At 69.6% G+C, this 22,364-nt stretch carries 19 protein-coding genes; 9 read left to right on the forward strand and 10 right to left on the reverse strand.

From position 1 onward, the window contains the following. Positions 1-58: 58 nt before the first annotated feature. Positions 59-1,945: a PAS domain-containing sensor histidine kinase gene (locus MFF26_RS09485; RefSeq protein WP_137827518.1), complete on the reverse strand. Its 1,887-nt coding sequence runs from the start codon at positions 1,943-1,945 to the stop codon at positions 59-61. Positions 1,946-2,381: 436 nt separating this feature from the next. Here MFF26_RS09485 and MFF26_RS09490 point away from each other — a divergent pair, with 436 nt between their 5' ends. After that, positions 2,382-2,678, forward strand: coding sequence for a hypothetical protein (locus MFF26_RS09490; protein WP_137827519.1), 297 nt, complete (start codon positions 2,382-2,384; stop codon positions 2,676-2,678). A gap of 27 nt (positions 2,679-2,705) precedes the next feature. Here the strand turns inward: MFF26_RS09490 and dgcA are convergent, their stop codons facing one another. The 4 genes from dgcA to MFF26_RS09510 all read right to left on the reverse strand — a co-directional run bounded on the left by dgcA (position 2,706) and on the right by MFF26_RS09510 (position 7,257). Beyond that, a complete protein-coding gene (gene dgcA / locus MFF26_RS09495; protein WP_238307917.1) occupies positions 2,706-3,689 on the reverse strand; it encodes an N-acetyl-D-Glu racemase DgcA in 984 nt (327 codons plus the stop codon). A 15-nt stretch (positions 3,690-3,704) separates the two neighbouring features. Further along, positions 3,705-4,715: an N-acetyltransferase DgcN gene (gene dgcN, locus MFF26_RS09500; protein WP_137827521.1), complete on the reverse strand. Its 1,011-nt coding sequence runs from the start codon at positions 4,713-4,715 to the stop codon at positions 3,705-3,707. A gap of 40 nt (positions 4,716-4,755) precedes the next feature. Beyond that, positions 4,756-5,889, reverse strand: a complete 1,134-nt coding sequence (locus tag MFF26_RS09505) for an NAD(P)/FAD-dependent oxidoreductase (protein WP_137827522.1) — start codon at positions 5,887-5,889, stop codon at positions 4,756-4,758. A gap of 81 nt (positions 5,890-5,970) precedes the next feature. Then, positions 5,971-7,257, reverse strand: coding sequence for a hypothetical protein (locus tag MFF26_RS09510; protein WP_137827523.1), 1,287 nt, complete (start codon positions 7,255-7,257; stop codon positions 5,971-5,973). A 276-nt stretch (positions 7,258-7,533) separates the two neighbouring features. On the opposite strand from MFF26_RS09510, the gene flgB reads away from it, so the two are divergent. The 7 genes from flgB to cckA all read left to right on the forward strand — a co-directional run bounded on the left by flgB (position 7,534) and on the right by cckA (position 13,870). Beyond that, positions 7,534-7,956: a flagellar basal body rod protein FlgB gene (gene flgB, locus MFF26_RS09515; protein ID WP_137827524.1), complete on the forward strand. Its 423-nt coding sequence runs from the start codon at positions 7,534-7,536 to the stop codon at positions 7,954-7,956. A gap of 12 nt (positions 7,957-7,968) precedes the next feature. Further along, complete coding sequence (gene flgC / locus MFF26_RS09520) at positions 7,969-8,379, forward strand: flagellar basal body rod protein FlgC (protein WP_137827525.1); 411 nt, start codon at positions 7,969-7,971, stop codon at positions 8,377-8,379. Positions 8,380-8,381: 2 nt separating this feature from the next. Further along, complete coding sequence (fliE, locus tag MFF26_RS09525; RefSeq protein ID WP_137827526.1) at positions 8,382-8,693, forward strand: flagellar hook-basal body complex protein FliE; 312 nt, start codon at positions 8,382-8,384, stop codon at positions 8,691-8,693. Positions 8,694-8,878: 185 nt separating this feature from the next. Continuing rightward, positions 8,879-9,145: a flagellar biosynthesis protein FliQ gene (gene fliQ, locus MFF26_RS09530; RefSeq protein WP_137827527.1), complete on the forward strand. Its 267-nt coding sequence runs from the start codon at positions 8,879-8,881 to the stop codon at positions 9,143-9,145. Between the two features lie 33 nt (positions 9,146-9,178). Continuing rightward, complete coding sequence (gene fliR / locus MFF26_RS09535; RefSeq protein ID WP_137827528.1) at positions 9,179-9,955, forward strand: flagellar biosynthetic protein FliR; 777 nt, start codon at positions 9,179-9,181, stop codon at positions 9,953-9,955. A gap of 41 nt (positions 9,956-9,996) precedes the next feature. Continuing rightward, complete coding sequence (gene flhB / locus MFF26_RS09540) at positions 9,997-11,064, forward strand: flagellar biosynthesis protein FlhB (RefSeq protein WP_137827529.1); 1,068 nt, start codon at positions 9,997-9,999, stop codon at positions 11,062-11,064. Positions 11,065-11,182: 118 nt separating this feature from the next. Continuing rightward, positions 11,183-13,870 carry a cell cycle histidine kinase CckA gene (gene cckA, locus MFF26_RS09545; protein ID WP_137827530.1) on the forward strand — a complete coding sequence of 896 codons (2,688 nt, stop codon included), beginning with the start codon at positions 11,183-11,185 and terminating at the stop codon, positions 13,868-13,870. Positions 13,871-13,960: 90 nt separating this feature from the next. Here cckA and MFF26_RS09550 read toward each other — a convergent pair whose 3' ends face one another. The 3 genes from MFF26_RS09550 to MFF26_RS09560 all read right to left on the reverse strand — a co-directional run bounded on the left by MFF26_RS09550 (position 13,961) and on the right by MFF26_RS09560 (position 18,759). After that, positions 13,961-15,025, reverse strand: a complete 1,065-nt coding sequence (locus MFF26_RS09550; protein WP_137827531.1) for a zinc-binding metallopeptidase family protein — start codon at positions 15,023-15,025, stop codon at positions 13,961-13,963. Between the two features lie 186 nt (positions 15,026-15,211). Continuing rightward, positions 15,212-17,890, reverse strand: coding sequence for an alanine--tRNA ligase (gene alaS / locus MFF26_RS09555; RefSeq protein ID WP_137827532.1), 2,679 nt, complete (start codon positions 17,888-17,890; stop codon positions 15,212-15,214). A 116-nt stretch (positions 17,891-18,006) separates the two neighbouring features. Continuing rightward, entirely contained in the window at positions 18,007-18,759 is a 753-nt protein-coding gene (locus tag MFF26_RS09560) for a helix-turn-helix transcriptional regulator (protein ID WP_238307918.1), read from the reverse strand. 87 nt (positions 18,760-18,846) lie between these two features. On the opposite strand from MFF26_RS09560, the gene MFF26_RS09565 reads away from it, so the two are divergent. Beyond that, positions 18,847-19,446 (forward strand): glutathione S-transferase family protein, encoded by a 600-nt coding sequence (locus MFF26_RS09565; protein ID WP_137827534.1) that lies wholly within the window; start codon positions 18,847-18,849, stop codon positions 19,444-19,446. A 185-nt stretch (positions 19,447-19,631) separates the two neighbouring features. Here the strand turns inward: MFF26_RS09565 and MFF26_RS09570 are convergent, their stop codons facing one another. Both MFF26_RS09570 and MFF26_RS09575 read right to left on the reverse strand, forming a co-directional pair. Beyond that, positions 19,632-21,167: a porin gene (locus MFF26_RS09570; RefSeq protein WP_137827535.1), complete on the reverse strand. Its 1,536-nt coding sequence runs from the start codon at positions 21,165-21,167 to the stop codon at positions 19,632-19,634. 605 nt (positions 21,168-21,772) lie between these two features. Then, the gene (locus tag MFF26_RS09575; RefSeq protein ID WP_137827536.1) at positions 21,773-21,979 is read right to left on the reverse strand and encodes a hypothetical protein; all 207 of its coding nucleotides are present in this window, start codon (positions 21,977-21,979) and stop codon (positions 21,773-21,775) included. Between the last annotated feature and the right edge of the window lie 385 nt (positions 21,980-22,364).

The following is a 22,364-nucleotide window of genomic DNA, read 5'->3' on the forward strand; positions in this document are numbered from 1 at the left end:
TCCTCGTTTGGTCGTCTTCAGGTCCGCTTTTGATCGCTTTCGCCCCTCACGGCCCGTTTCACCCGGCCCGCCGCATCGGCGGGTGGGCGGTGGAGACGGGCGCGGGATCGAACAGCCCGACCGGCAGGCGGATCGGCCCCGCGGCGATCTCCGGGATCGCACCCCGCACCGAGGTGCGGATCGGCGCGGGCTGGCTGCCGTTGCGGACGCGGCTGCAATCGAGCGGCAGCGTTACGGCCACCAGGGTGCCCTTGCCCGGCGCGCTCTCCACCGAGACCGAGCCGCCATGCAGCCCGGCGAGGCCGCGCACCACGGAGAGTCCGAGGCCGGTTCCCTCGTGGCTGCGGCCGTAGCCGCCGCCGACCTGGAAGAAGGGGTCGCCCAGCCGCGGCAGATCGGCCTCGCCGACGCCGATGCCGTTATCGGCCACGACGAAGTCGAGATAGCCGCCGCCGCGGCGCACCAGAACCTCGACGTGCCCGCCCCGCGGCGTGAACTTCACGGCATTGGAGATCAGGTTGATGAGCATCTGACGGCAGGCGCGGGCATCGGCGATCAGGGCGCTGCCAGCCGGCACGGGCGCGAAGGTCAGCGCGACCCCCGAGGCATCGGCCTTGAGCCGCATCAGGTCGCAGCAGCCGCGGATCAGCGCCTCGACGTCGATCGGCTCCGGCTGGAAGTCGAAGTGACCGCTGCGAATGCGCGAGATGTCGAGCAGGGTGTTCACCACGTCGAGGAGGTGGCGACCGGAATGGCCGATGATGCCGGCATATTCCTGGGTCCGCTCCGGCGACAGGCTCATGGAGCCCTCGCCCGCCAGCACGTCGGAGAAGCCGATGATGGCATTCAGGGGCGTGCGCAGCTCGTGGCTGACGGTGGCGAGGAAGTGCGTCTTCACCTCGTCGGCACGTTCGGCCTCGGCGCGGGCCCGGTCGAGTTCGGCCGCGTGGCGGCGATGCTCGGACACGTCGCGCGTCACCGCCACGACGGTGCCGCCATTGGCCCCGGCGAGCGCGGCCTCGATCCGGTGGGCACGCATCTCGGCATGGATGGTGCGGGCGCCGTCGGCACGGGCGGCGTCGAGATGAAGGCGGAAGGGCACGGTGGCCGGAACACCCGTGGCGGCCACGTCGCTGATCGCCTGGAGCAGGGCCGGACGGTCGCCGATATGGACGCGGTCGAGCAGGCCGTGCCCCCGCAGGCGGCCGGGATCGGCGCCGACGAAGCGGGCCGACGAGCCGCTGGCCTCGAGGACCCGGCCATTGGCATCGTGCCACGTCACGAGGTCGTCGATGGCCGAGAGCAGCAGGCGGTCGCGGGCCTCGTTGTCCCGCATGCGGGCGCGCCACTCGCCCTCGCGGCGGATATGCTCGATCGCCTGGGCGGTGATGTGGCCGATCGCCGTGATGGCGAAGACCGGGATCGCCACGGAATTGGGCCAATCGAGATCCGGGCCGCCGAAGGAAAGATGGCCGGAGAAGGCCACGGCGATGGCGCCGAGGCCTGCGATGATCGCGGCGGCGAGGGTCGCCCGGCGCGAGCCGGACACCATCGCCTCCAGCGGCACCGCCACGAGCCAGATCGCGGCGGCCGAACTCGGTCCCCCGGTGAGTGCGGCGAGGCAGACGAGAAGACCGGTGAGCCCCGCCGAGGACAGGGCATGGGCGACCCAGAGCGAGCCGGTGCGCGACAGCACGACGGCGGCGAGAACCGGAAGGAACAGGCTGGCGATGGCCAGGGCCTCGACGCCGCTCGGGACGCCGCGCCAGAGGAGGTAGGGCGGCATCGCCGCCATCATCACGGCCCCGGTGGCCAGACGCGAAACGAGGAAGCGCTCGTGGCGGAAGCGGATGCCGGGCTCCGCCAGGGCCGAGGCATGGACGAGACCGGCAAGCCGGGCGTCGAAGAGAGAGGCTAGGGTACCGTCGTTACGCAACACCACCACGCACAGCACAAGATCCAGGGCCTGAAGTCCCTCAGGACGCTGCCGTCGAGCCCTCCGTCCGAAGAAGGAAGGGCACCGCTCGGAAGCTTTCAGAGGCACTCTTACGCTGGCCGGATCTCGCGCCCCTCGACTGCTCGTTACAACGACGAGAACCGTCGCAGAGGCGGTTTAAGCGAGGATGAAAAGGGTCGGTCGCTTGCCGTCCATCGGGGCCTCGGACGGGCTCCGGCACACCCGTTTCGGGAGCGTTTTCCGCCCTTGTCCACAGAGCCTGGCAGAGCATCGTGAAGGGCGAACGGGGCAGAACAAGGCTTCGTTCACCACGTCCACGCATCGCCGCGCTTTCGTGCGGCGGCAACCTCGGTCCGTGCACCGGCCGGTGCCATTCTCAGGGCCGATCCCGAGGCGGCCGCGGCCGCGAGCCCGGACCGGACCCATGACCTTCCTCCTGCGCGCCGCCCTGGTGATCGGCGTCCTGTCCTACTTGGCCGCCACGCGGCAGGGCGCGACGCCCCAAGCGGTCGACACCGCACAACTGCGCGCGACCGTGGAACGGACCACGCAGGGCCTCGCCCATCTCGCCACGGCCCTGCCGCCCGAAGCGCGGGCGGAAGCCCTGCGGATCGGCAGCGAGGCCCTGTCCAGCCGGATCACCGGCCACGCGACCTCCGCCGACACGCTCTCGGCCAGCGACCGGCTGCCGCCCTGGCGGGGGACGGGCGAAACGCGATGAGGATCCCGACACCTATTCCAGGGCTGGTTACCCCCACAGCTCCGGCTCCGGCGGGTGCACCGTGCTTCCCTCGTAGAAGAGGGACGGCGCGCGATCCTGCGCTAGGAGAAGCGGCCCATCGAGATCGACATAGGCGGCGTGGTGGGCGATCAGCATCGCGGGGGCCATGGCCAGGGAAGTGCCGACCATGCAGCCCACCATGATCTCGAAGCCGCGGGCCCGGGCTTCGTGGGCCAGCCGGATCGCCTCGGTGAGGCCGCCGGCCTTGTCGAGCTTGATGTTGATCGCGTCGTAGCGCTTGGCCAGCGCATCGAGCCCGGCCCGGTCGTGCAGGCTCTCGTCGGCGCAGATCGGAATGGTGCGCGGGATCTCCGCCAGCAGGCCGTCCTCGTCGGCGGGCAACGGTTGCTCGATCAGCGCGACGCCCGCCGCCGCACAGGCGGCGAGATTGGCCTCGATCGTCTCCGCCCGCCACGCCTCGTTGGCATCGACGATGAGGCGGGACTCCGGCGCGCCGCGACGCACGGCAGCGATTCGCTTGGGATCGCCCTCGCCGCCGAGCTTCACCTTGAGCAGCGGCCGGTGCGCGGCGAGGCGGGCCGCCGCCTCCATCGCCTCCGGCGTGCCCAGGCTCAGCGTGTAGGCGGTGGTGACGGGACCGGGCTCGGACAGGCCGGCGATGGCCCAGGCCGGACGGCCCTGGTGCTTGGCCTCGTAATCCCACAGGGCACAGTCGAGGGCGTTGCGGGCCGCGCCCGGACCCAGGCGCTCGAACAGGTCCGAGCGGGTGCCGCTGCCGGCGAGCCATTCGGCCTGGGCCTCGATGGCGGCGACGACGCTCTCCACGCTCTCGCCGTAGCGGGCATAGGGCACGCACTCGCCCCGCCCGCGCATGGCACCGTCCTCGACGGTCGCGGTGACGACGACGGCCTCGGTGCGGCTGCCACGGGCGATGGTGAAGGCCCCGGCGATGGGGAAGCGCTCGACGGCGACGGTGAGGCGGCGGGGCATCGGGGTCTCCCCTCCTCAGGCCGGGAACTCGGCCGCGAGACGATCGAGGATCGCCTCGACGCCGAAGCGCACCGGATCGGTCGCGGGCAGGCCGTGGGCCGCCTCCGCCTCTTGGAGCAGCGTGCGGGCCTGCGGCTCGGACAGGCTCTCGGTGTTGACGGCGATGCCGACGGCGCGGATCGCCGGATTGGTGAGCCGGCCGCAGCGGATCGTCAGGTCGATCACCTCGCGGATCGACGGCAGGGAGGCCTCGACGCCGCGCATCCGGGTGCGGGTCGGCTCGTGGCAGACCACGAAGGCGTCCGCCTGCGCCCCGTGCAGCAGGCCGAGGCTGACCCCGGCGAAGGAGGGGTGGAACAGCGAGCCCTGACCCTCGATCAGGTCCCAGTGACCGGGATCGGCGGCGGGGGAGACCCACTCGACGGCACCGGAGATGAAATCGGCCACCACGGCGTCGATGGCCACGCCCCGGCCCGAGATGAAGACCCCGGTCTGGCCGGTGGCGCGGAAATCCGCGTCGAGCCCGCGGGCGCGCATGCCCTTCTCCAGGGCGAGCGCGGTGTACTTCTTGCCGACCGAGCAATCGGTGCCGACGGTGAGCAGGCGGCGGCCGGACCGCTTGGTGCCCTTGCCGGTCGGGAAGGTCTCGGTGGTGTGGCGGACATCGTGCAGCGCCCGGCCGTTGCGCTCGGCGGCCTCGGCGATCCGCGGGATCGATCCGAGCCGCACGTGCAGGCCGCTCGCCACGTCGAGCCCCGCTTCCAGGGCCGAGACGATCTCCGCCACCCAATGCTCGGGCAGGACGCCGCCGGCATTGGCGACGCCGATCACCATGGTCTTGCAGCCGTGCTCGACGGCTTGGGCAAGCGTCAGATCGGGGATGCCGAGATCGGCGGCGCATCCCTCCATGCGGACTTGCCCGACACACCATTCGGGCCGCCAATCATTGATGCCGTAGGCCGTCTTGGCGGCGAGGCGATCCGGCACGTCGCCGAGGAACATCAGGTAGGGCGTGGCGATCTGCATCGATTCGGTCCCGTCCGGCGTGTGAGGCCGCCCGATTCGTCTATGCGCGATCCGTGCCCGATGCGCGAGGGGCAGACGCGCCCGCGCAGAGGCGATCCGCCACCGCCTCGGCGAGCGACAGCGACGAGGTCAGGCCGGGACTCTCAATGCCGAAGAGTTGAACGAGGCCGGGCAGGCCGTGCTCGGCCGGGCCATCGATGACGAAATCGGCAGCGGCCTCGCCTGGACCCGAGAGCTTGGGGCGGATGCCCGCATAATCCGGCGTCAACCGATCCTCGGCGAGGGCGGGCCAGTAGCGCCGGATCGCCGCCGCGAAGGCTGCCGCGCGATCGGGCGCGACCGCGTAATCCTCCGTCTCGACCCACTCGACATCGGGGCCGAAGCGCATGCGGCCGGCCAGATCGAGGGTGAGATGGATGCCCAATCCCCCCTCGACCGGAGCGGGGTAGATCAGCCGCGAGAAGGCGGGGCGGCCGGTGCAGCCGAAATAGCTGCCCTTGGCCAGGACCTGGCGCGGCACCCGTTCCGGTGCCACCCCCGCAATCCGCCGGGCGAGCGCCTGCGCTCCGATCCCGGCGGCATTGACGAGGATGTCGACCGCCAGCGTGTCGGGCGCCTCGCCGCCGAAGCGCACGTGCCAGCGCCCGTCGCGGCGTTCCGCGGACAGGATCGGCGTGCGCAGCGCCAGCGCGCCGCCCGCATCCTCGATCTCGCCGAGCAGCGCCAGCATCAAGGCGTGGCTGTCGACGATGCCGGTGGCGGGGGAGTGCAGCGCCGCCACGCAGGACAGGGCCGGCTCCAAGGCCACCGCCGCATCGCGTTCCAGAAAGGCTAGGTCCTCGACCCCGTTGGCCTGCCCGCGGGCGAAGATCGTCTCGAGCGCGGCCCGCTCCGCCTCGGAGGTCGCGACGATCAGCTTGCCGCACAGGCGGTAGGGCACGCCGTGGCTCTCGCAGAAGGCGACGAGACGGCGGCGTCCCTCGACGCAGTGGCGGGCGCGGAGCGAACCGGGGGGATAGTACATCCCGCCATGGATCACCTCGGAGCTGCGGGCGGAGACGCCGGTGCCGAACGCCTCGGCGGCCTCAGCGACGATGACCGAAGCTCCGCGTCGGGCGAGCTCCCGCCCGACCGCGAGCCCGACCACCCCGGCTCCGACGACGAGCGCTTCCATGCTCAGCGGCTCCGTTGCGTGCGCCGGGTCCGTGGCCACGGACGAAGGCGCGTCGATCTCGGGCGCAATTCTGTCGGTCCCTCAACCCTTCTTGTCGAGGGGACGGCCAAGCAGGCGAGCGAATTCGGCCTCGATTTCCTCGACCGAGAAGGGACTCTGCCCGGAGGCTTCCGCACTCGGCGCCGCGGCCTCGGGCCTCGACGGATCCGGCTTCGGCGATCCGGACGGGGGGACGGGCCGCGCCTCGGGCTCCGGCACCGTCCTCGGGGCCGGCGCCACGTCCGCAGGCCGCGCGGGCACGGGCACGGGCACGGGCACGGGCACGGGCACGGCGGGCGTGGCTCTGGCGGGTTCGGGCTTCACCTCCGGATCGGGCCGGGGCACCGGTGCACCTTGCCCCTCATCCGCCGCCGGGTTGGCCGAGGCGGGCGGCGGCGTGGGGGCAGCCGGGGGCAGCGGGTCGGCCTGGGCGGTCGCCATCGCCGCGGCGAGCGGATTGGGCCGGGCATCCGCCGCGACTGGCGCCGGCGATGCGGCGGCCTCCGCAGCGCCCGGTGGCGGCGTCACCGCGGAGGACGGGCGCTTGAGCGCGACCTGCAGCTGGCGGGCCATGTCGGACAGGACCGCCGGATCGACCGGGCGCGGCCCGCGACCCGCGATGACCGGTGGGGTCTCGGGAACCGGCTCGGAGGCCGGTGGGGGCTCGGGCGTGGGGATCGGCGCGGAGGCCGGCGCAGCGATGATGGGCGCGGCGGAGGACGCAGCCTCGGGGGTCGCGCCGGCGAGGGGCGGCGCGGTGCGCCGGATCAGGCGCCCGACCGGCGAGGCTGGACGGGCGCGGGCGGGCGCGGATGGCGCAGGCGGGGGGACGACGTCCGGCTCGAAGAGGCCGGGATCGAGCGGCGGCGAGCGCTCCGGGTGCGGCGGCTCGGCGCCGGGCACGGCGGGCGGCACCACCTCGGGCATCACGAAGGCCGGCGGCGCCGGGCTGTCGAGGAATTTTTCCGTCCGCGCGGTCTCGTGCGCAGGATCGGCGGCGAGTTCGGGTTCCGGCGCGAAGCGTGGTCCGGAGCCGCGCTGGATATGACGCTCGATGACCACATCGTTCGGCCCGCCGACCAGGAGCAGGTGTTCCACGTTGTCCCGCCGCAGCAGGATCAGCTGACGCTGCCGGTCGAGTTCGTAGATGTCGACGATGCCGAGCCGCGGCTGGCGGCCGCGCCCGTTCGCCCCCCCGTTGAGGGACGTTCCCCGCCCGGACAGCCGCCGGAACAGCAGGACCGCCCCGACCAACAGAACCAGGATGATCAGGAAGATCACCAGGAACTGCACGACGAAGGAGCCGTCGGAACTGAAGAACGCTTGCAAGACCGCTGTCTTTCGCCGTCGATCGGGGTCTGGTTCGGACCCCTCGTGAGACCGCGTGATTATTGCTGCCGCGCGGTAGACCCGCAAGAAATCCGAATCATTCGTTAACAGCTGCTTGGAGGGTACGCCGCTTCGTTTTGGGACATCGGCGCCGGCCGCCAGGCAGGATTTGCCCGGTTAACGCGTCCTTAACCATCAGGACGGCAGATTCTGCCGGGTCCGGATCCCCTCCCCGTCCCACAGGGCAGGCCCCGGGCGCCTCGGCAAGGTCCCCTCATGTCCCTCACCGACCTGCCCATCCTCGGCATGCTGCGCACCCGGATGCACTGGCATCAGGCCCGGCAGGCGTTGCTCGCCGAGAACGTCGCCAACGCCGATCTGCCGGGCTTCCGCCCGCGCGACCTTGCCGAGCCGGCCGGCAACGGCGCGGCGGCCGGGCTCGCCGCGCCCATCGGCGCCTCGGTCGGCGGCGACGGCCTCGCCCGCACCGAGCCCGCCCATTTCGGCCTGTCGACGCAGGACGGCCCCAATGCCGACCCGCGCCGCTTCAAGGGCTTCGAGGTGCGTCCCTCGGGGAACGGCGTGAATTTGGAAGAAGAGATGATGAAGGCCGGCGACAATCAGTCGGACTATCAGCTCGTCGCCTCGCTCTACCAGAAGAGCCTCGACGCCCTGAAAATCGCCGTCAGCAAGCGCTGATCGAGGACCATCATGGATTTCCTGAAAAGCCTCGGCATCGCCGCGTCCGGCCTCAAGGCGCAATCGGGGCGGATGCGCATCATCGCCGAGAACATCGCCAACGCCGATTCCACCGCGACCACCGCCGGCGGCGAGCCCTATCGGCGCAAGATCCCGACCTTCTCCAGCCGGCTCGACCGGGAACTGAACGCCAACGTGATCGAAGCCGGGCGCGTCCGCCGCGATTCAGCGCCGTTCCGCACCAAGTACGATCCGGGCAACCCCGCTGCGGACGCTCGCGGCGAAGTGCGGCTGCCCAACGTCAACGGGCTCATCGAGAACATGGATATGCGCGAGGCCCAGCGCTCCTACGAGGCCAACCTCAACATGGTCACCGCGACCCGGCGGATGATCTCCAAAACCCTCGAGATCCTGAAGGCCTGACCATGCCGACCTCCGCCTTCGCCGCGGGCGCCTACGCCGCCGCCCAGGGCATTGCCCGTCCGGGCGGGCCGAAGCCGGTCCAGGCGACGGGCGCCGGCAACGGCTTCACCGGCCTCCTGCAGCAGACCCTCGACGGGGTGGCGCAGTCCGGCGAGAAGGCCGACCGGGCCGCCCTCTCGGCCGCCGCCGGCAAGGCCAACGTGGTCGATGTCGTCACCGCCGTCGCCGAGAGCGAGACCGCCCTCCAGACCCTGGTGGCCGTCCGCGATCGCGTGATCTCGGCCTACGAAGAGATCATGCGGATGCCGATCTGATTTTTTTGAGAACGTCCCCTCCCATCCATCCCCCTCATCCTGAGGTGCCGCGTCAGCGGCCTCGAAGGAGAGCTCCAGAACCCGCCGCGCTCCCTGGAGCCCTCCTTCGAGGCTCCGCCTTCGGCTTCGCACCTCAGCATGAGGGCACGGGTGAGAGCGGGGGCATCTCGAAAGCTTCGCGCGTCATGACCGGCCTCGCCATCCTCGACATCGCCCGCGACGGCATCTTCGTCTTCCTGAAGGTGGCCGGACCGCTCATGCTGGTCGCGCTCGTCGTCGGCCTCGTCGTCTCGCTATTCCAGGCACTGACGCAGATCCAGGAGCAGACCCTGATCTACGTGCCCAAGATCGTGACGGTGTTCGGCGTGCTGCTCCTGATGCTGCCCTTCATGGGCGACGCGATGGCGTCCTACATGGCCCGCATCGCCGCCCGCATCGCGGCGGGCGGATGATGCGCCGCGCGGCGCAGTGTAGAACGGCCGGGAATGGCCGCTTCGCTCAACCTGCTGCTGCCCGGCCTCGCCGCGGCCTATCTCCTCACCTTCGCCCGGGTCGGCACGCTGATCATGCTGATGCCGGGCGTAGGGGAGCAGCTCGTCTCCGCGCGGCTGCGGCTCGCCCTGGCGCTTCTCGTCACGCTGGTGCTGTTCCCGGTGGTTCGGCCGATGCTGCCGGCGATCAACGGCGCGCTGGCGCCGCCCACCCTGATCGGCCTTCTGTTCAGCGAGATCCTGATCGGGCTGATGCTGGGCCTGTGCGTGCGCATGGTGCTCGCCGCGTTGACGACCGCCGGCAACGTCATCTCGCAGCAGCTCGGCCTGTCCTACGCCATGACGGTGGACCCGACGATGGGCGGGCAGCAGGCGGCGGTCGGCAACTTCCTTTCGCTCCTCGGCATCACCCTGGTGATGGCGACCGACCTGCATCACCTGGCGCTCGAAGGGATCGCCCGCAGCTACGTCGTGCTGCCCCCCACCGGCCTGCCGGCGATGGGGGATGCGGCCAAGCTCGCGCTCGACGCCTTCGCCCGCAGCTTCGCCCTCGGCGTGCGGATCGCCGGCCCGTTCATCGTCTTCGCGATCCTGTTCAATCTCGGGCTCGGCGTGCTGTCGCGGCTGATGCCGCAATTGCAGGTCTTCTTCCTCGCAGTGCCGGCCTCGGTCATTCTCGGCATGCTGATCCTGGTCGGCGCGTTGGGCCTGCTCATGAGCCTGTTTCTCGACGATCTCGGCCGCTATCTCGGCCAGCTCGTCGGGCGATGAGCCGCCCCCATCACGCCGCGCCCGAGGTCGGAGCCTGATCGATGGCCGAGGAAACCGACCAGGAAGACAAGACCGAAGAGCCGACCTTCCGACGCATCGAGCAGGCGATCGAACGCGGCGACGTGCCCAACAGCCCCGAGATCTACACCTTCTTCATCCTGGCGGCGCTGACGCTGGCGCTGATCCTCTCGGCCAAACCCATTGCGGAGGGCCTGTCGCGCGACATGCGCGGCTTCCTCCTCCATGCGGGCGAATTGCCCGCCGATTCCGGCACCTATCTCGGCGTCGGCATGCGGGCGGCCTGGATCAGTCTGAAGGCGCTCGCGGTACCGCTCGGGCTCGCCCTGGTGGCCGCGATCGCCGCGGGATTCCTCCAGCACCGGCCGATCCTGACCGCGCAGAGCCTGATGCCGCAGGTCTCGCGCATCTCGCCGATGGCCGGGATGAAGCGGCTGTTCGGGATGGAGGCCTGGGTCAATTTCGGCAAGGGTCTGGCCAAGATCCTCCTCGTCGGCGTCGTGGCCGGGGCGATCCTGTGGGCCGAGCACGACCGCGCGGAATCCTTCGCCCAGCTCGAACCCGGCGCCGCCCTGGCCGCAACGCTCTCGCTCGCCGTCAAGATGATGGGCGGGATGCTGGCGATCTACGCGGTGATCGCGCTCGGCGACGCGCTCTACCAGCGCCATCGCTGGCGGGCGCGCCTGCGCATGTCCAAGGAAGAGATGAAGCAGGAGCACAAGGAGAGCGAGGGCAGTCCCGAAGTGAAGGCCCGCCAGCGCCAGCTGCGCCAGGCGAAGGTGAAGAAGCGGATGATGGCCGCCGTGCCCACCGCCACCGTCGTGGTGACGAACCCGACCCACTTCGCCGTGGCCCTGCGCTACGAGGCCGGCATGGCCGCGCCCGTCTGCGTCGCCAAGGGCGTCGATTCCCTGGCGCTGCGCATCCGCGCGGTGGCGAAGGAGCACGGCGTGCCGGTGATGGAGAACCCGCCGCTGGCGCGCGCGCTCCACGCCACCGTCGAAGTCGACGACGAGATTCCCGCCGAGCATTATCGCGCGGTTGCGGAGGTGATCGGTTTCGTGCTTCGCCTGCGCCGCCGGGCCGCATGAGCGACCGGCGCACCGAAACCGGCGAAGTCCCTCAGACGCCACGGTTTATGCACCATTGTCGGGCAAATCTGATCCGACGGCGCGCCGAAGGCGGGCGTGAGGGGATGGGTAGGGCCTGATGGCTGAGGTCAGCGGACCAGCGGTGCCGGCGTCGGGCTCGATCGACCGCTCGGAGCGCCCGGGCCGGGTCGGGTTGCTGCTGATGCTGGCGGGCGTCCTCGTCGGCGCCGCCGTGGGCTTGTCCTTCGTGGCGAACGAGCAGGCTCAGCCGCTCATCCTCGGCCTCCTGGCCCTCCTGGCCATGGCCGGGGTGTTCTTCCTGTTCGCCCTCGCCATCGGGGCGATCCAGCTCGCCGGCCCGGCGTCGCGCGACGACATCACTCGCGCCATCGTCGACGCCGCCCCGGAGAGCAAGCTCGTCGTCGAGGACGGCGGCCGGATGATCTACGCCAACGAAGCCTATATGCGGCTCGCCGGCGGCGACAACTTCTCGAACCTGCGCCCCATCGAGCGCATCTTCGTCGGTGCGCCGGAGGTGTCGGAGGCCGTCTACCGCCTCGCCCAGGCCGCGCGGGACGAGCGCGCCTATACCGAGGAGATCCGGATGTCGCCGCCCCCCGGCGGGGCGGCGGAGCGCGATTTCGCGTGGTACCGCATCGCCGTGCGGCCGATCCCGCGCCCGCGCGGCGCGGCGGCGCTCTGGACGGTGAGCGACGTCACCCACGAGCGCGAGCGCCAGGAGAACGTCTTCCAGGAACTCCAGCATGCGATCGACTACCTCGACCACGCCCCCGCGGGCTTCCTCTCGATCGATGCCGCGGGCGCGATCGTCTACATGAACGCGACGCTCGCCTCCTGGCTCGGCTACGATCTCGCCACCGTCGGCTCGGGTGGCCTCAAGCTTCTCGAGATCGCGCCCGGCGCCGACGTGCTGTCCGCCGCGCCCGGCCTGCCGGGCGAAGTGCGCACCGACCGCTTCGACATCGACCTGCGCCGCCGCAACGGGCAGCCCCTGCCGACCCGGCTCTACCACCGCGTGGCCTATGGCCAGGACGGGGCGCCGGGCCCCTCGCGCACCTTCGTGCTCAACCGCTCGGCCGGCTCGGATTCCGACGAGCCGCAGCGGGCGGCGGAGGTGCGGCTCGCCCGCTTCCTGAACACCAGCCCGATCGCCATCGCCACCCTCGACGGCGAGGGCCGGGTCATCCGCGCCAACGCCTCCTTCGTGCGCCTGTTCTCCGGCATGCCGCGTCAGCCCGCCGCCGAATCCGGCCGCGAGGCACAGGAGCCGCTGATGCGCGACGCCGTGCTGGAGCGCGACCGTCAGGGGATCGAGGCGGTGCTGGCACGGGCCGCCAACGGCTTCGGCGGACTCGACCCGATCGAGGTCGGCCTCTTGGGCGAGGGCGAGCGCTCGGCGCGCGTCTGGATGAGCCCGGCCGATGCCGACGGCACCCAGCGCGCCGAATCCGATGCCGACCGCGAGCGGGTGATTCTCTACGCGCTGGACACCACGGCCCAGAGGCAGCTGGAGCAGCAGATCGCCCAGACCCAGAAAATGGACACGGTCGGGCAGCTCGCGGGCGGCATCGCCCACGACTTCAACAACGTCCTCCAGGCGATCATCGGCTACTCGGACCTGCTGCTCGCCAGCCACCGGCCGACCGACCACGCCTTCCAGGACATCATGCAGATCAAGCAGAACGCGAACCGGGCCGCGAGCCTGGTGCGCCAGCTGCTGGCCTTCTCCCGTCGCCAGACCCTGCGGCCGGAGGTGATGGATGTCGGCGAGGCCCTGTCCGACCTGACGCTGCTGCTCAAGCGCCTGCTCGGCGAGCGGGTGCAGCTCGATTTCCGCCACGGGCGCGACATCTGGCCGATCAAGGCCGACGTGAACCAGTTCGAGCAGGTGATCGTGAACCTCGCGGTCAATGCCCGCGACGCGATGCCCGGCGGCGGGCGCCTGCTGATCCGCACCACCAACTGCGCGGTGGATGCCGAGCGCCCGGTCGGCATCCCGGCGGGCGACCACGTGATGATCGAAGTCACCGATACCGGCGAGGGCATCCCACCCGCGGTGCTCCAGAAGATCTTCGAGCCGTTCTTCACCACGAAGGAGATCGGCAAGGGCACCGGGCTCGGCCTCTCGACGGTGTTCGGCATCGTCAACCAGTCGGGTGGGGCCATCGACGTGCAATCGACCGTGGGCGAAGGCACCACGTTCCGCATCTACCTGCCGCGCCACGAGCCCGGCGCCGAGGCCCTGCCGGAGCCCGAACCCGCCCACGCGCTGCCCAAACCCGAGCGGACCGCCTCCGAGCCGAGCGAGGCGACGCCGACCGTCGGCGAGACGGCGGCTTCGCTCGAGGCCAAATCGGACGCGAAGCCGGCCCCGAAGCCCGCGCCGGAGCCGCAGAAACCCGCCGCCGACCATACCGGCCAGGGTACGGTGCTGCTGGTCGAGGACGAGGATCCGGTGCGCGCGGTCAATTCCCGCGCGCTCTCGGCCCGCGGCTACACGGTGCTGGAGGCCGCCTCCGGGGTCGAGGCCCTGCGCCTGATCGAGGAGCATGCCGACGGCATCGACGTCGTCGTCTCCGACGTGGTGATGCCCGAGATGGACGGCCCGACCCTGCTGCGCGAACTGCGCAAGCATCGGCCCGACCTCAAGGTGATCTTCGTCTCGGGCTACGCCGAGGATGCCTTCCGCAAGAACCTCCCGGAAGGCGAAGCCTTCAACTTCCTGCCGAAGCCGTTCAGCCTCAAGCAATTGGTCGAGACGGTGAAGACCACGATGGCAGGCTAGGACGGAACGCCTCTTCCCATACGCGCCCTCATCCCGAGAGACCCGCGCCCGCGGGCCTCAGGATGAGGGGGTAGGACGGCTGACGGTGCCTCACACGCGTCCGTGCACCAAACCGTGGATGAAGCCGAGCTTGCGCATTACCGGCGGGGCGATCACGAAGGGGTAGAGGTCGCCCTCGCCCATCGCCCGGTTCATGCTGTTGAGGGCGAACACCAGGGGCAGCCACGCATCCACGATCTGCTCGATGGTCTCGGCCGCGTAGGGGTCGAATCCGATCTTGGCGGTGATCTCGCCGGAGCGATCGACCTCGGGCTTCACCTCCAGGCCGAAGGCGCTCGCCATCTCCAGCGTGTCGACGATGTGGAGGTAATGCGCCCAGGTCTCGGCGAAATCCTCCCAGGGATGGGTGGTGGCGTAGGCGGAGACGAAGTTCTCCTGCCAGTCGGCCGGCGGGCCCTGGTTGTAATGGCGTTGGAGCGCCTCGCCGTAATCCTGAGAATCGTCGCCGAACACCGCTCGGCAGGCATCGAGCTTGCCCGCGTCCCGCACCAGCAGATCCCAGTAATGGTGTCCGACCTCGTGGCGGAAATGGCCGAGCAGGGTCCGGTAAGGTTCGCCCATGCTGGAGCGGCGCTTCTCGCGCTCGGCCGGATCCGCCTCGACGAGGGCGATGGTGATCACGCCGTTCTCGTGACCGGTCATCACCTTGGGGCCGTCGGCGGAGGGCGGGTCGGCCAGGAAGTGGAAGATCAGGCCGTGCTCCGGATCCTCCGCGCGGGTCTTCAGCGGCAGGTTCCAGCGCAGCAGAGTGTAGAACAGCCGGTGCTTGGCCAGTTCCATCTCCTGCCAGCGCTGCAGGTTCATCGGGTCGGACACGTCCGGCACCGTGCCGTTGTGGCGGCAGGCGAGGCAGAACGCGTCGGTCGAGCCCGGCGGCACCATCCAGTTGCAGGTGTCGTGCGCCGCGTTGGTGCAGAGGAAGCTGGGGTTCTCAGGGATCGCCAGCGGGGTCCATGAATTGTTGTCGCCCGCCGGCGCCAAAGCCGAGAGCGTGCCGGCCTGCGGCAGGTAGCCGAGGCGGTGACCGCAGCGCTGGCAGGTTCGGTTCTCGAAATACAGGATGTTGTCGCAGGACTGGCAGCGGAAGAGCTTCATCGGATCACGGGTGTCCTGAAGGCGTTGGGACGCCTTCCGTGCAATGGGCGTGCAAGGCCAGGACGCCGAGGAAGCGGGCAGTCAGTCCGGCCAAGCACGGGTGGGAGCGCGGCCAGACAAGCCGCGACTCCCTTCACCGTTCCGTGAGCGAAACCCTTTTTGTGTCTCCGCCCTTCGCGAGGCGCCTCAGGCCGCCGCCAGTGCCTCGGCGATGGCGGCGAGCGCTGCGTCCGCCCCCTTGCCGTCGGGACCGCCGGCCTGGGCCATGTCCCGGCGTCCGCCGCCGCCCTTGCCGCCGAGATGGCCCGCGCCTGCCCGCACGAGGCCGACTGCGTCGTAGCGCTCCGTCAGATCCTCGGTGACCCCGACGACGAGTCCGGCCTTGCCGTCCGGGGCGACGCCGACGATGGCGACGATGCCCGATCCAAGACGGGTCTTGCCCTCGTCGGCGAGGCCCTTCAGGTCGCGCATCTCGACGCCCTCGACCACCCGGGCCATCAGCTTCACGCCGTTGACCTCGCGCGCCTCGTCGCCCCCGCCCGAGCCGCCGCCCATGGCGATCTTCTTCCGCGCATCCGCCAGCTCCTTCTCGAGCCGGCGGCGCTCCTCGATGAGCGAGGCGAGGCGGTCCGGCACGTCGGCGACGGGCGCCTTGATCAGGCCGGCGAGCTGGTTCAGCGTGCGGCTCTCGGCCTGCCGGTGGCGGCGCGCCGCGTTGCCGGTCATCGCCTCGATGCGGCGCACACCCGCGCCCACCGCACTCTCGCCGAGCACGGTGATCTGGCCGATCTGGCCCAGATGCGACACGTGGGTGCCGCCGCACAGCTCGATCGAGAAGTTCGGCAGGCGCCCGCCCTCGACCTCGCGGCCTTCGTCGTCCACGGGTCGGCCCATGGAGACGACGCGCACCTCGTCGCCGTACTTCTCGCCGAACAGCGCGCGGGCGCCGGACTCGATCGCCTCGTCCACCGCCATCAGCTTGGTGACGACCGGGGCATTCTGGAGCAGCACCGCGTTGGCGATCTCCTCGACGCGGGTCAGCTCGGCCTCGTCGATGGGCTTGGGATGGCTGATATCGAAGCGCAGGCGCTCGGGGGCGACGAGCGAGCCCTTCTGCGCCACGTGATCGCCGAGCACCTGCCGCAGGGCCTCGTGCAGCAGGTGCGTCGCCGAGTGATTGGCGCGGATCGCGGCGCGGCGGGCGTGGTCCACCTTCAGCTCGACCGCCGCCCCCATCGCGAGCGTGCCCTCGTCCACGGTGACGTGGTGGACGAACAGGTCGCCGAGCTTCTTCTCGGTGCCGGAGACGCGGGCCTTGAGGCCCGGTCCGGTGATCGTGCCGGTGTCGCCGACCTGACCGCCGGATTCGCCGTAGAACGGCGTCTGGTTGACGACGACGAGGCCGGTTTCGCCGGCCTTGAGAGCCTCGACTTCGGCTCCCTCACGCAACACGGCGCCGACGACCGCTTCCGCCGCCTCGGAATCGTAGCCGAGGAACTCGGTGGCGCCGGTGCGCTCCTTGATGCCGAACCAGACGGTCTCGGTCGCGGCCTCGCCCGACCCCTGCCACGCGGCCCGCGCCGCCTGCTTCTGGCGCTGCATGGCGGCGGAGAACGCCTCCGTATCGACGCCGATGCCGCGGGATTTCAGGGCGTCCTGCGTCAGGTCGAGGGGGAAGCCATAGGTGTCGTAGAGGGTGAAGGCGGTCTCGCCCGAGAGGTTTTGCCCATCGCCGAGATCGCGGGTCTCGGCGTCGAGAATGGCAAGGCCCCGCTCCAGGGTCTTGCGGAATCGGCCCTCCTCCAGACGCAGGGTCTCCGAGATCAGCGCCTCGCTGCGGGTCAGTTCGGGGAAAGCCTGGCCCATCTCGCGCACCAGCGCGGGGACGAGGCGGTACATCACCGGTTCGCGGGCGCCGAGCAGTTCGAGATGCCGCATGGCGCGGCGCATGATCCGGCGCAGCACGTAGCCGCGACCCTCGTTCGAGGGCAGCACGCCGTCCGCGATGAGGAAGGAGGTCGAGCGCAGATGGTCGGCGATCACCCGGTACGAGGCGCGCGTCGCCGGCTCCGGCGCCTTCGACACGGCATGCGCCACGGCGTCGATCAGCGCGCGAAACAGGTCGGTGTCGTAGTTCGAGTGGACGCCCTGAAGGATCGCCGCCATGCGCTCCAGGCCCATGCCGGTGTCGATCGAGGGCCGCGGCAGCGGATTGCGCACCCCCGGCTCGATCTGCTCGTATTGCATGAACACGAGATTCCAGAACTCGAGGAAGCGGTCGCCGTCCTCGTCCGGGGAGCCGGGCGGGCCACCGGCGAGCGCCGGGCCCTGATCGATGAAGATCTCGGAGCACGGGCCGCAGGGGCCGGTGTCGCCCATCTGCCAGAAATTGTCCGATGTCCCGATCCGGATGATCTTCTCGTCACCGAACCCGGCAATCTTCTTCCAGAGGCCGGCCGCCTCGTCGTCGTCGGCATAGACCGTCACGAGGAGTTTCTCGGGCGAGAGGCCGAACTCCTTGGTGATCAGGGTCCAGGCGAGTTCGATCGCGTCGGCCTTGAAGTAATCTCCGAACGAGAAATTGCCGAGCATCTCGAAGAAGGTGTGGTGCCGGGCGGTGTAGCCGACATTATCCAAATCATTGTGCTTGCCACCGGCCCGGACGCACTTCTGCGAGGAGGTCGCCTTCACATACGGGCGCTTCTCGACGCCGGTGAAGACGTTCTTGAACTGCACCATGCCGGCGTTCGTGAACATCAGCGTCGGGTCGTTCTTGGGCACGAGCGAGGACGACGGCACCACCGCGTGCCCGGCATCCCGGAAGTAGTCCAGGAAGGTCGATCGGATCTCGTTGACGCCGCTCATCGGATAGGCTCGGAAATCAAGTCGCGTCGGGGGACCGGCTCGGAAGAGCGCGGCCGCATCCGGCCCTCATACGGTCCGCCGCCCTGCGAGTCACGTCGGCAGGTGAGCTCGGCAGTTTACCGAGATCCGTCCCCTCGTCTCTCCTGCGGATCGGCGCTCGCCGCGCGGGTCGCGCCGGCGCGGCGCAGTTCGGCGAGATAGTCGCGCAGCAGGGCCGCCCGCCGCGGCCGGAAGCTGATGCCCGTGGCCGCGACCGCGCGGATGCGGTCGAGGCGGAACATGCGGAACGCCTCCCGCATGGTGCACCACGCCAGCAGGGTCATCTGGCTGTCGAGATAGACAATGGAGAACGGCAGGATGGTCCGCTCCGTCGGGGCGCCGTCCTTGTCGGCGTAGCGGATGGCGAGCGCTTCCTCGCGCCAGCAGCCGGACCGGATCGTCGCCATGAATCCCACGATGTCGGGCATCGCGGGAAAGCGCGCGGCGAAGCGACGGGCTTGGCTGACCGCGTGAAGCAGATGCTGCTCGGCCCGGTCGGGGAGGGTCGCGGCGACCTTGGCCAGTACCGAGGCCGCGGCCTCCGCCAGCGCCGGGTCGCCCATCTGGCGCACCTCGGACAGGCCGAGCACCAGCGCTTCGATCTCGATGCGCTCGAAGGTTTGCGGCGGCAGGGCCACGTCCTCGATCAGGCGATAGCCGTAGCCGCGCTCGCCCTCGATCCGGGCACCGGCGGCGCGCAATGCGTCGATGTCGCGATAGAGCGAGCGCAGGGACACACCGGTCTCCTCGGCGAGCCGGGCCGCCGTGACCGGGGCAGGCAGGACCCGCATGGCATGCAGCAGGCGGAAGAGCCGGTCGGTGCGGGCCATCGCGCTCCTGACGGAAACTGGCAGGTGGGGTGGCGTACATCATCGTCGGCAGCCCGGCCACAGGCGCCGACCCGCAGGAGCCCTTCCATGATCACGCTCTACCACTCGCCCAACAGCCGCTCGACCCGCATCGTCGCGCTCCTGAAGGATCTCGACGCCCTGGACACCGTCGGCATCGAGGTCGTCACCATCCCCCGCATGGACGGCACCGGCGCCCGCGACCCGCGCAACCCCCATCCTGACGGCAAGGTCCCGCTGCTCGACCAGGACGGTGTGCTGGTGTGGGAATCGAGCGCCATCGTTCAACACCTCGCCGAGTTGTTCCCCGATGCGGGTTTGAGCGTTCCGGCCGGCGATCCGCGGCGGGGGGCCTACTTGAGCTGGCTCGCCTGGTATGCCGGCGTGGTCGAGCCGGTGCTGACGCTCCAGGCGCTCGGGATCGATCATCCGGGCCTGTCCCGGACCTTCCGCACCGCGGATCATGTCAAAGCCAGGCTCGCCGCGGCGCTGGCGGACCGGCCCTATCTCTTGGGCGAGCACTACACGGCGGCCGACCTGCTGCTGCACTCGCCCTATGCGTGGTTCGGCAAACCCGGCCTTCCGGCGATCGACGCCTGGGTGGACCGCTGCACGGACCGCCCCGGCGCCCGCTTCGCGGCGGAGTTCGACGCGGCACACGGGGGCTGAGCGTCGGGCTGAGCGCGCGTCGCCCCACCACATCCCCTCATCCTGAGGTGGCGCTGCGAAGCGGCGCCCTCGAAAGCGGGCTCGAGCGTCTCGCGCGATCCTAGGAACTCTCCGTCGAGGCTCAGCCTTCGGCTGAGTTCCTCAGGATGAGGGGGGCTGGGTGGGACGGGGCGAAGAAAAGGCCATCAGTAATTGACCTGCAGCTGCGCCCGGAACAGATCGCCCTCCGCCTGTCCGAGGCGGCGCTCGTCGGCCTCGCGGCGGTTCATGCGAGCATAGGCGAGGGTGATCTCGATCGGCTTGATTGGCTGGAACTCGATGCCGATCTCGACCTCGTCGGTTTCGAGGCGCGGCGCGTTGGTGGCGACCTTCCAGCCGCCGCGATAGGTCTGCCAGCGGGCATAGGGCATGAACGGGCCGATCCACGAACGGTCGACCCGGACCATCGCCTGGACGTAGCCACCCTCCAGCGGTTTCGTCGTGATCGCCTGGGCGACCGGATCGAATTCCGGCCCCCGGCCCCAATTCCACTCGGCCTGGAGACCGAAGGGTTGGGGATAGAGGATGGCGTGGATGCCGACGCGGCTGTCGTCGAAGCTCGTCGCAGTGACGCCGCCGGCACGGGTCTCGGGCTGGAACTGGTTGTGGTAGGCCGAGCCCCCGACCTCGACGACTTGATCCTTGAACGCGGCGCCCAGCCCATCGAGCATGAAGGGCCACGTGACCATTCCAGCGACCATCACGCCGTTGTTGCGCTCGACCCGGTTGATGGTCTGGCCGTTATAGACCCCCAGACCGAAGGCGCCGTAATTGCCGAACAGCTTCTGCCCACCCTTGGCCAGCCGATCCCAGATCCGCTGCACGTGCCAGGGGGTGTAGTAATAGGTGATGCCGATATCGCGCTCGCCGGGGATGGCGCTGTTGATCGCGTCCGAGCGGTCGAGCGTCAGGCGGTTCTGCGAGGATTGCAGGTTCTCCCAGCCATAGGGCACCTTCTGCTGACCCAGGCGCAGCTTCGAGCGGCGGTCCTCGTCGAGGAACACATCGGCGAAGGCATCGCGCAATTGCGCGAAGTGCTGGCGCGGCTCGGGCCCCGCCTGATTGTTCACGCTCACGGCGAAGTCCGGCTGGATGTAGAGGAAGACCCGCTCGTGAATGTCGCCCTGGATGACGAGGCGCACCCGCCGGAAGGTGAAGTTGTTGGCTTGAGTGATGCCGCTGTCGTGGACCGAGCGCAGCCGTGAGACGCCGGACGGCGCGGTGTCGTCGCCGGACAGGAACTCGTTGACGCGCAGCTGCGTGTAGCCGCGCAGGGACAGACGCTCGAACCAGGTCTTGGGCCGCTTCGGCTTGTCGGGATCGTCTTGCAGCAACTCGGGCGGCGGCGGCAGCAACGCCCGCCACCACGTATCGGGCTCGTCGGCGAGGATGACCTGACGCTCGGCCCGTGCCCCCGGCTTTGGGTCGAGCGCGGATTCCACCGGCCGTCCCGCCGCCGGCAGCGTGCCGGCATCGCTGCGCCCGGCGAGGCGGGCCGGCTTGGGCCGGGGTCCGACTCCACCCGTTCTGCGCAGGTCCCGTTCGGCAGCCTGCGCCCGGATCATCGCCTTCAACTCATCGATCTGCCGCTGCAGTTCGGCCACGGTCTGAGCCTCGGCCGGCGAGAAGGGCAGCATCAGCGCCCCCAATCCCAGCTTGGTCGCAAGCAGGCATCGCTTCATCGATCGGGCTCTCCGCGCCGCGCGAGCCTCCTGTGAGATCGGTGGATCCCCGGAGCGACTGCGCTTTCTGCGGCGCGGCATAACATTCGACCAATATTATTGGAACAACTTAGAGATATTTGGCCCAAAATATTGCTCACTTTATAAATAACGCCCGCATATCTTCCTCTAATCCCTCAGAATACGAGATAAATTACGTCATATATTCTTCATAGATCTATGATCTTATACACGAATGGATTGCCGTGGCATGTGGGCGACGGCGCAGCTCATGGCGATGGGAACGGCCTTTTGGGAACTGAAGCTGCGCGCCGCCGCTGAGCGCCCCCGCACCCGAAGCATCGCTCGGCCCCGTGACGCTGCGGATCCTTCGATCCTGTGAGAACGCCGCGCGGACATGCATCGAACGCAGAGCCCATGCACCGATGCCCTGTCGTCGTCGGCTCACGGCGAGACAGCCGAGACTTGGCCGCATCGCCTCAAGCAGTGGTTGGTTCTGCACCGGACCAAGCGCTGATCGCTGTCGGTCTGTCAGCAACGCTGCATCGCGGCTCAGAAGCGGCGGCCCGATAGGGCCGTGACGGTCCCGGCCCACGCGACTCCGCTCACACGAGCGGGCTCACGGCGCGACCTTGCATGGTGATCCGATAATGGTCGGCATTTGCCGAGGAGCGTATGGCGAGACCGCGGCGGACGAGGGCGTTGAGGGTGGTGCGACAGGGGCCGTGGTCGCAGACCGGTATCCACCGATGCTCCTCCTGATCCGCCAGCCATTGTAGGGCTCGCATCTGCCTCTGATTCAGCGTGGCCATCGTCACATGCATCTCGGATTGCACAGAAAGAGGCCCGCCGCCGAAGGCGGGCCAAGTCATTTCTGGAGTCGCTGCGTGGTAGGCAGCTACTATGACGGACGAGATAGAGAGAAATTTATTCCAGGAAAGTATTACTGCGATGAGATGACCACCACTGGAATAATCTACGAGAGCGATGTTTTGCCTTTAATCCTTGTATACATAATACCATGAGGGCCGATCTTGTACCGATGTGCGCTATCGCAAGCCGCGCCCCGATCCGGTCTTGCGTGGGGATCAACGAGAACCAACCGCTAGGGGCGGCGCGATCCTGAGAAGCGAACATGAAAAAGGGCGGGAGGATGAACCTCCCGCCCCATGATGGACGATGCGAAGATCGGGGAAG

Source organism: Methylorubrum suomiense (assembly GCF_022179765.1).
GTDB lineage: Bacteria > Pseudomonadota > Alphaproteobacteria > Rhizobiales > Beijerinckiaceae > Methylobacterium > Methylobacterium suomiense.